The sequence below is a fragment of the Arthrobacter sp. Y3223164 genome, assembly GCF_059091005.1.
This window is the reverse complement of record NZ_JBNHGF010000096.1, coordinates 1-8,243: the sequence shown is the minus strand read 5'-3', so window position 1 is coordinate 8,243 and position 8,243 is coordinate 1. Positions and strand designations below refer to the sequence as shown.

The window sequence follows — 8,243 nt, the reverse complement described above, 5'->3', positions numbered from 1 at the left end:
TCGCGAGGAGCTCGGCGACGACAGCGTCGATGCCGCGGACGTCAATGGTCTTGATGCCGCGGGCCGAAACCTGCAGCGTCACGTTGCGGCGCAGGGGGGTTCGGTCCAGTTCACCGCATTGAGGTTGCCGTTGGCGGAGGCCCAGTACAGGGTGTTTCCGGCCAGGAACATGCCGCTCACGTTGCGCCAGTCCACGCCGGCGGCTGCGCCGGTGATGACGTGCTGCTGGGCGCCGATGGTGCCGGTGTCCAGTTCGAAATACCGCATGTACAGGTTGGGCTGGCCCTGGACGGTGTAGTACATCCGTCCGTTGGAGTAGAACAGGCCGGTCATGCCCTGCAGCTCCTGGCCCAGGTTGGCCAGTTTGTAGCTGGAGGTCTGCCGGCCGAACGTGGCCAGGTCGGTCCTGTCCAGGTTCCGCAGGTTGACCTGCTCGGCCGCGCCCATCTGCGTTCCGTTGAAGGACCGCTTTTCCATGGTCCCGTTGGCCATGGCCAGGTAGAGCGAACCGCCGGCCACGAAGCCGCCGCGGACATTGGCCCAGTCCACGTTGCCGGAGGGCACCCCGGTGACCGGAGTGGCCCTGCGGCCGTCGAAGTAGACCTGCTGGACAGCGCCGGATCCCGACTTCAGGACATCCACGGGAAGCCGCGGTGCGCTTGCCGTAGCCGCCGCATAGCCGCCTGCCAGCGGGAAATGCGCGATTCTGGCCCGGTACTGGGAGTTGGCGATGCGATCGGTGTCGGACCCGACCCACAGGCCGGTGGCCGTGGCCAGCAGGTCGAAGACTCCACGACCGCGGTCACGTCCGGGATTCCACGCCAAGGCCATGCCGTTGGCGGAACTGATGACGCCAATGCCTTCGCGGACTTCCGCACCGGGTCCCGCCGCGTCACCCACGAACGGATTGTTCGTCCAGCGGTTGTGCCCGCCGAAGTAGATGTGCGCGCCGACATGCTCCAGGGCATAGATGCTGTCGCCGCCGACCCAGTTGATCCAGGTCGGGTCGAGCTGCTGGCCGGAGGCGGCGGTGTCCCAGCGCGCGATGCTGTCGCAGAGGCTGGGCGGACCGGAGCCATAGCCGCCAAATGTCGAGACTGCCAGGTTTGACCCGTCCGGGGCGAAGTCCAGATCGTTCACATAGTAAGCCCGCTGGAAGTTGCAGCGGGCATCGTAGCGGTCCGTGTGCCAGTTTTGGTCCACCGTAGCAGTCGCACCGGCGAGATTGATTTTCGCGATCTGGTTTCGATCCGCCCCGTTGACGGTGGCGAAGTGCCCGGTGATGAACATGGTGTTCCCGTCCGGGGTGGTGTCGAACTTGTGCACGAAGACGTTGATCCCGGCGTCGCCGGTGCCTGTCGCGCCGCCGACGAATTCGAAGTTCACGGTGGGACGCAGCGCGCCGGACGATGCATCCAGCTCGGCTAGCTTGCTGCGTTGCTGCCCGCCAATGCTGTCGAACTCACCCCCGATGAACAGCCGGTTCCCCACCAACTTCATGTCGTGCACGACCGAGTTGATCTGCCCCGGATTGAAGCCGGTGACGCGGGCCCCGTTGCTCACCGAGAGCCTGGTGACCTTCTGCACGCTGGCCCCGTTCAAGGTTCCGAACTGCCCGCCGACGTACACGGACTGCCCGTCCGCGGATGCCACCACGCTGCGGACCGTGCTGTTGAAGTCCGGTGCGAACGAGTTGCTGATCGCGCCGGTGTTCTTGTTGAACGCGACGATGCGGTTGCGGACCAGTTCCGGGCCTCCCGTGCTCGCCTGCACCCGCGTGAACGAGCCGCCAAGGATGATCATGTCCCCCGCTTCCGCGATGGAGAACACGATGCCGTCGAGCACGTGCGGCGTGTAGTTGACCGGGTTCGCCCGCACCACCTGGGTGTGGCTAACGTCGGCGGCCACGGCCGCCCCGGGCGTTGCCAATCCCATGCCGGCGACCAGCAGTAGTCCCGTAAATATGGATAAGAGTCTTCGCATTGTTTATTCCTGTTCTCCCCCGTTTCCGCTTTCGCGGCGGAATAGCTGCGGCCCCTCATTCGGTATCCCGGACATGCAAATCGGGATCAAAGAAAAGACCCTAGGCTGCACCAATATTGCCGGGGATCAAACAAACGGGAAACACTCGGCGGGGGCCTGCGGCTACCAGTTCTTCTTTCGCACTACTCGAATTCCCCTTGTCCGCTACGGGTCGAATACCCGGTCTTTCCCACCCCGGTAACGGTGTGGGGAAGAGTCGGGTATTTGAAACCTTTTTCTTCCCACATGAAGGCCATACGATCGGGTCAGCTTCGTTCCCCGGCGCGTTCGCTCTGGGGTACGCCAGCCTCGTTCTTGAGGTTCATCTGGGGGGAAGAATGAAACGAACGATGGCCCGTGGCTGTGCCGCGCTCGGCCTGGTTGTGGCCTTATCCGCGTGCAGCGGTGGTGCCGATCCAGCGGCGGCCGACCTGCCCACTGTGGGCGGCAGGGCAAGCGGGACTCCGGCCAAGGCAACACAGCCCGGCAGCGGCAACAAGAAGGAGGCGACGGCGAAACCGTCGCCCTCGGCCACGGCAGATGCCGCCAAGAAAAAAACGCCTGACCCAGCCGCCAAGAAGGACAAGCCTGACGCTGCCGCCTCAAAGGATCCACTGGCTGAACTCGACCTTAACGACCACGGCAACCTGCCGGCGGAAGTCGGCGAGGCGGGAGTGCTCGGCGAACCAACCGGCAAGAAGTTCGCCGAGATGGAGGCCAGTGAAATCCAAGCCGATTTCACCTGCACGGCGGACACCGCCCTGCCGAGCATCAACGGGCAATTCGTTGCCATCCATTTCTCGGTGAAGGCCCACCCCGAGCTGCCGGAATCCGGCTGGCCCTATTTCGCCATGTCGGTGCACGACTTCCGTGCCTGGGACGGCGACGGCGAACAGGTGGTGGATCCAGTCGGCAACAGCGCGGGCTGCGTGCCCGAGGCCGATCTGCTGCCCAACCCGGTGAATCCCGGCGGTGACGCCGAGGGGCTGATCATCCTGGATGTCCCGGAGGGCAACGGCTCGGCTTCGTTCCGGATGGGCGGTTTCGAGGGCGCTTACGGCTGGGAATGGTCCTGGTAAATAACGGCACAGGGGGCATCTTGATGTTGGGGGCAAAAAATCGGGTGGCGCTGCATGCGTGGCCCTTCGTGCTGTTCTTTGCCGGTTTTCCCGTGTGGTGGCTCCTGGGATTCGGGGTGCTGGGTTTCCTGCTGATGGCAGCTCCCCTGGGCTATCACCTGCTGCGACGGCGCGCAGTGCTGCTCCCGCACGGTTTCGGGATCTGGTGGTTGTTCCTGGCGGTGGCTGCCATCGGCGTCGTCGTGCTCTGGATTCCCGTCCCCGGGCTGCTGCCCGAAGAAGGACCCGTGCGCCTCCTGCCGTGGGCCTACCGCATGGCGTGGTTTGTGGCGGTAACCATCGTCATGCTTTACATCGGCAACACCTCCGAGCGGGAACTTCCCCGCAGGCGCATCGTGCTGCTGATGGCATGGATGTTCGTCATCACCGTCCTCGGCGGATATGCCGGACAGTTCCTGTCGCGGCTGGACTTTCCGTCACTCCTGGAGGCGGTACTGCCGGCCCAGCTGGCCTCGAACGCGTTCCTGAACGGCCTGATCCACCCCGGCCTGGCCCAAGTGCAGGGCATTCTGGGATTCGACAACCCGCGGCCGAAGGCACCGTTCGAGTATGCGAATTCCTGGGGCGCAAACTTCGGCATGTTCCTGCCGTTCTTTATGCTCTCCTACGCGTACGTGCGGAATTGGTGGCAGCGCGCGCTCTGGGCCGCGGTATTGGTGGCTTCGGTGCCGCCGGTTGTCTTTTCGCTCAACCGCGCGCTGTGGCTCGGTCTCGCCGTCCTGGCCCTGGCGGCCGGGATACGGATGGCGGTGCGCGGCAAAGTGGTGGTTCTCATTGCGATGGCCGCCGCCTTCGTGGCCGCTTTGATGGCGGTGCTGCTGACTCCTTTGGGCTACCTGGTGCAGGCACGCCTGGAAAATCCACACAGCAACCAGGGCAGGTTCAATCTGGCCAAGCGAAGCATCTCCACCATGCTGGAACATTCGCCCGTCATCGGCTTCGGCGCCCCGCGGACCCAACAGAACAACTTTTACTCCATCGCGGCCGGCGCAACCGCGGATTGCAGCCAGTGTTCGCCGCCGCAGCTGGGCACCCAAGGTGCGCTCTGGTACCTCATCTTCTGCACGGGGGTACTCGGTGCGTTCCTGTTCCTCTGGTTCATCTTCCGGAGGTATTTGCCCTCGCTGCGGACACGTGACCGGGACTCGGCCGCCATGCTCTACGTCTTCCTCTTTTTCCTCTGCGTGCTGCCGTTCTACGACACCATCGCCGCCCCGCTGATGACCCTGATGATCGGCATCGGCCTGCTGTGGCGGCGGGAACTGGAGCAGCAGCCTCCGCCCCATCCCCCTTTGGCCACCCGCCGGAAGCAGCCAACGAAAGAGCCGGTTTCATGAAAACAATCCGCAACAGCCCGGCGCTGGAGGACCTGATGTCCACCGTGGAGCAGTTGTTCCCGGATTCGAGCGTCAGCGTCGGCCCCGTCGGGCCCGGACGGCACGCCTTTCGCCTGGTGCCCGGCCCGCGACGGCCGCGCCTGCTGGTGCCGGCCCACTCCAGGGCGGCGGCAGCAGACGCGGTAAACCGCCCCAGCGCCAATGACTCGTTCAGCCGTTCGGCGCAGCGGTGGCTGCTCGCCAAGCTGCTGGCGTCATCGGTCGGCGGGGCACTGATGCCCTACGGGCTGAACGTCTCCCCCGGGTCCGGATCCATCAGCGACTACTTGGCCGACGTCGTCGGCGCCCCGGTGATGCTGTCCCTCTCCGTAGGCTCCGCGAGGGCGAACCGGAAACCGGTCTTGAACGTCCACACGGCAGACGGGCGGGAGATTGGATTCGCCAAGGTGGGACTCAACGGCTTGACGAACGCCCTCGTGGACCATGAGCACAGCGCGCTGCGCGCTTTGGCCAGTCACCGGTCGGCCTCTTTCGCGGTGCCCGAGGTGATTCACCACGGCAACTGGCGCGGCAACGCGGTCTTGCTGATGACCGCCCTGCGCGCCGACAGGCGGCGGGTACAGAACGGGGTCCCGGTTGCGGCGGCGGCCGCTATCGCTGCAACCGGTACCATCGGATCCTGCCCCGCCGAGTCGGGCCCTTGGTTCACCGGGCTGCGGCGGGAGCTGACGACGCTGCACGGCACGAGCGAGAGCGTGCTGCCGGAGCTGGCCGATGCCTACGGCGAGCGCTTTGCAGGCCTGGACGTGCCCCTCGGAGCGTGGCACGGCGACTTCGGCGCCTGGAATCTGGCTGCCACCGCCGGAGCGCCCCTGGTCTGGGACTGGGAACGGTACGCTCACGACGTCCCGCTGGGCAGCGACGTCGTTCATTACCTGGTCCACCCGGTGTTGCGGGCGGTCGACCAGATGGCCGCCGCGCGCAGCTCTCTCGGCGTCGACTGCCGTCCGGCGCTGGCACAGGCAGTCGCCCGCAGCGCCGGGCCGGACCCCGCCCGCGACCCCGCGGTACTGGACGCGCTGGTACTGGGCTACCTGCTGACCATCACGGCCCGGTTCACTCTCGACAGTATGACTCCTGACGGGGCTGCGGTCCGCCCGTTGGCACGCTGGCACCAGCGGGTGCTGGCAGACCGGCTGGAGCATCCCGCCCTCACCACCCTCGGCAAGAAATGAGAGACCGATGACCCTGACCGAACGGCTCAACGGTTCCGCCCGCTCTGCTGCACGTACCGCGGCCACGTCGGTGGGCCGGCTCAGCGCCGAATTCCGGATGCGTCCGTCATTCCTGATCGCCGGCGCCCAACGCTGCGCCACCACCAGCCTGTTCCGCATGTTAACCCAGCACCCCGGCGTGCGCCCGCCGCTCCTCAACAAGGGCATTCACTTCTTCGACACCGCGGACCGGTTCCGGCGGGGGCCGCGGTTCTATGCCGCACATTTTCCCCTGCGCCGCGCGCGTGGGCAGGAGATCACCGGCGAAGCCAGCCCGTACTACCTCTTCCACCCGCTGGCACCCGGACGGATCGCACAAGTGCTGGGGCCGGTGAAAATTATCGTGCTGCTGCGCGACCCGGCCGAGCGGGCGTTCTCCGCTCACAAGCAGGAGCACGGCCGGGGATTCGAGACCCTTGGCTTCGCCGAAGCGCTGGCAGCCGAACCGGGGCGCCTGGCCGGTGAAGAAGAACGGATCGTCGCCGACCCGGGCTATCAGTCGTTCGCGCACCAGCATCACGCCTACCGTGCCCGTGGCCGGTACGCGGCACAACTGGAGCGCATGTTCGACGCCGTAGGGCGGGAGCACGTACTGGTGCTGGACGCCGACGACTTTTTCCAGCCGGGGCTGCCGCAGTGGGACAGGTTGCTGGAGCACCTCGGGCTGCCGGATTGGCGCCCACCCGCGGCCGTGCATTCCAATTCCCGTCCCAGCCGGCCGATGCCGGAGCGATTGCGCAGGCAACTCCGCGACGATTTCGTTGACGACGACGAACGACTCGCCCGGCTGCTGGGCGTCACTCCGAGCTGGCGCAGATAGCGGTGGCCAACATGAAGATTCACGACCGACACCCGCACCGGCAGTCACAGCCCCGGCCCCCGGACCGCGGACATGGACTGAGGTATCGCGGCCTGATGCGCGACAACTGGCGCACCGGCTGCGCCGTTATTGCCGCCATGCTGGCCGCCGGGCTGGGACTACATGTCGCCAAGGAACCCGAATACACCGCCCGTACCGACGTGGTGGTCGTGGCGGTCTCGGACCTGGCCCTCAGCGACGCCCTGGTCGTGGATGTTTCCATCGACTCCGCCGTCCAGTTGTTGCTCTCTGACCGGGTCTTGGGGCAGACTGCGCGCGGCTTGGACTACCCGGGAGGTACTGCCGGGCTGTTGGACGACGTCACAATCTTGCCCGTCGTCAACTCGCGGATCCTGCAGCTCTACGTCTCAGCGCCCGAGGCGCGGACGGCGTACAGGGCCGTCGCCGCCCTGGCCGAAAACTTTCTTGAGGTCCGCAGCGAATCGCTCGCGGCGACCACCCGGGACCGGGCGGAAACGATCGCCGCCCAGAAACGGGTCATCGAGCGCAGCATGCACGACCGGTCGAGCACGGCCCCTGCGAACACTGCCGTGGGAGTCAATACGCTCAGCCGCCAACACGCGCAGCTTGAGGCAGAACTGACGGCGCTAAGCGTCCACGACCCGGAACCGGGCTACATCTCCCGGCCGGCCGTGCTGCCCGACCGCAGCAAGCGCGCCGGGCTCCCCACCGCGATCGGGTCCAGCCTGGCGGCCGGACTGGCCTTGGCCGCGGCCGTGGCTGCACGCAGCCAGCGCAGGCACGAACAAAGGTTTTCACACGAGGGAAGGACGTCATGAACACACCTACCGGGCTGGAGCTCGATGCAGCCGTCGACGTCGTCATAGCCACGCACAACCGGCCCGAACTGCTCCGCCAGGCGATCGGCAGCGTCATGGCCCAGGATTATCCAGGCGCCATCCGTGTGACCGTGGTCCACGACCGGTGCGCCGAGGACCCGGCCCTGGCCAGAACCGAACCCCGTCGCCAAGTCCGGGTGATGTCAAACCGGCGCACTCCCGGCTTGGCCGGCTCGCGCAACACCGGCCTGCTCGCCGCCGACGCACCGCTGGTGGCGTTTTGCGACGACGACGATGCCTGGCGTCCGGACAAACTGAGGCGGCAGGTGCAGACCATGGTCGACCGGGCCGCCACCGCCTGTGTCACGGGCATCGAAGTCCACTACGGAGAAAAGCGGTTGGTCCGCATCCCCAACGTCCGGGAGATCACGGCCGGGCAGCTCACCGGCAGCAGGTTGACCGGGGCGCACCCGTCGACCTATCTCCTGCTGCGCGAGCACCTGCTCGAGAGAGTCGGGTTGGTGGACGAGGATCTGCCCTACGGCTACGGCGAGGACTATGACTTGCTGCTGCGCGCAGCCCAGCACGGGAAAGTGGCAGTACTCGGGCAGGTGGGGGCCGACGTGCTGTGGCACCCCGACGGTTCGTACTTTTCCCGACGCTGGGACGCGATGGCAGACGGCCTGGAGTATCTGATGGCCAAGCATCCGGCGATCGCGGCAGACCGCCGCGGCCGGGCGTGGATGCAGGGCCAGAGGGCGTTCGCGTTGGCCGCCCAGGGGAACAGCAGGGAGGCCGTGCGCACGGCGGCC

7 protein-coding genes and 1 pseudogene are annotated in these 8,243 nt (G+C 66.5%); 6 read left to right on the top strand and 2 right to left on the bottom strand.

Annotation, left to right across the window (positions count from 1 at the left end):
* Together AC5RUJ_RS07250 and AC5RUJ_RS07245 are read right to left on the bottom strand one after the other, a co-directional pair.
* Nucleotides 1-94: pseudogene (locus AC5RUJ_RS07250) on the bottom strand (50S ribosomal protein L28); the annotation flags it as partial.
* Nucleotides 79-1,500 carry a hypothetical protein gene (locus tag AC5RUJ_RS07245; protein ID WP_494155714.1) on the bottom strand — a complete coding sequence of 474 codons (1,422 nt, stop codon included), beginning with the start codon at nt 1,498-1,500 and terminating at the stop codon, nt 79-81. The gene AC5RUJ_RS07245 and the pseudogene AC5RUJ_RS07250, both read right to left, overlap by 16 nt.
* A gap of 680 nt (nt 1,501-2,180) precedes the next feature.
* Between AC5RUJ_RS07245 and AC5RUJ_RS07240 the strand changes: the two genes are divergently transcribed.
* The 6 genes from AC5RUJ_RS07240 to AC5RUJ_RS07215 form a co-directional block, all read left to right on the top strand.
* Complete coding sequence (locus AC5RUJ_RS07240) at nt 2,181-3,101, top strand: hypothetical protein (protein WP_494155713.1); 921 nt, start codon at nt 2,181-2,183, stop codon at nt 3,099-3,101.
* A 44-nt stretch (nt 3,102-3,145) separates the two neighbouring features.
* Nucleotides 3,146-4,498 carry an O-antigen ligase family protein gene (locus AC5RUJ_RS07235; protein ID WP_494127940.1) on the top strand — a complete coding sequence of 451 codons (1,353 nt, stop codon included), beginning with the start codon at nt 3,146-3,148 and terminating at the stop codon, nt 4,496-4,498.
* A complete protein-coding gene (locus AC5RUJ_RS07230) occupies nt 4,495-5,733 on the top strand; it encodes a hypothetical protein (protein ID WP_494127939.1) in 1,239 nt (412 codons plus the stop codon). Before AC5RUJ_RS07235 ends, AC5RUJ_RS07230 begins: the two co-directional genes overlap by 4 nt.
* A 7-nt stretch (nt 5,734-5,740) precedes the next feature.
* Nucleotides 5,741-6,592 carry a sulfotransferase gene (locus AC5RUJ_RS07225; protein WP_494127938.1) on the top strand — a complete coding sequence of 284 codons (852 nt, stop codon included), beginning with the start codon at nt 5,741-5,743 and terminating at the stop codon, nt 6,590-6,592.
* Nucleotides 6,593-6,687: 95 nt separating this feature from the next.
* A complete protein-coding gene (locus AC5RUJ_RS07220) occupies nt 6,688-7,431 on the top strand; it encodes a hypothetical protein (protein ID WP_494127937.1) in 744 nt (247 codons plus the stop codon).
* A partial coding sequence (locus AC5RUJ_RS07215; protein WP_494155712.1) for a glycosyltransferase family 2 protein occupies nt 7,428-8,243 on the top strand: 816 nt, incomplete at its 3' end. The genes AC5RUJ_RS07220 and AC5RUJ_RS07215, both read left to right, overlap by 4 nt.

Excerpts from the sequence above, each read along its gene's own strand:
- AC5RUJ_RS07245 (WP_494155714.1), bottom strand. The coding sequence starts at position 1,500 with ATGAAGTTGGTGGGGAACCGGCTGTTCATCGGGGGTGAGTTCGACAGC.
- AC5RUJ_RS07230 (WP_494127939.1), top strand. The coding sequence starts at position 4,495 with ATGAAAACAATCCGCAACAGCCCGGCGCTGGAGGACCTGATGTCCACC.
- AC5RUJ_RS07225 (WP_494127938.1), top strand. The coding sequence starts at position 5,741 with ATGACCCTGACCGAACGGCTCAACGGTTCCGCCCGCTCTGCTGCACGT.
- AC5RUJ_RS07220 (WP_494127937.1), top strand. The coding sequence starts at position 6,688 with ATGCGCGACAACTGGCGCACCGGCTGCGCCGTTATTGCCGCCATGCTG.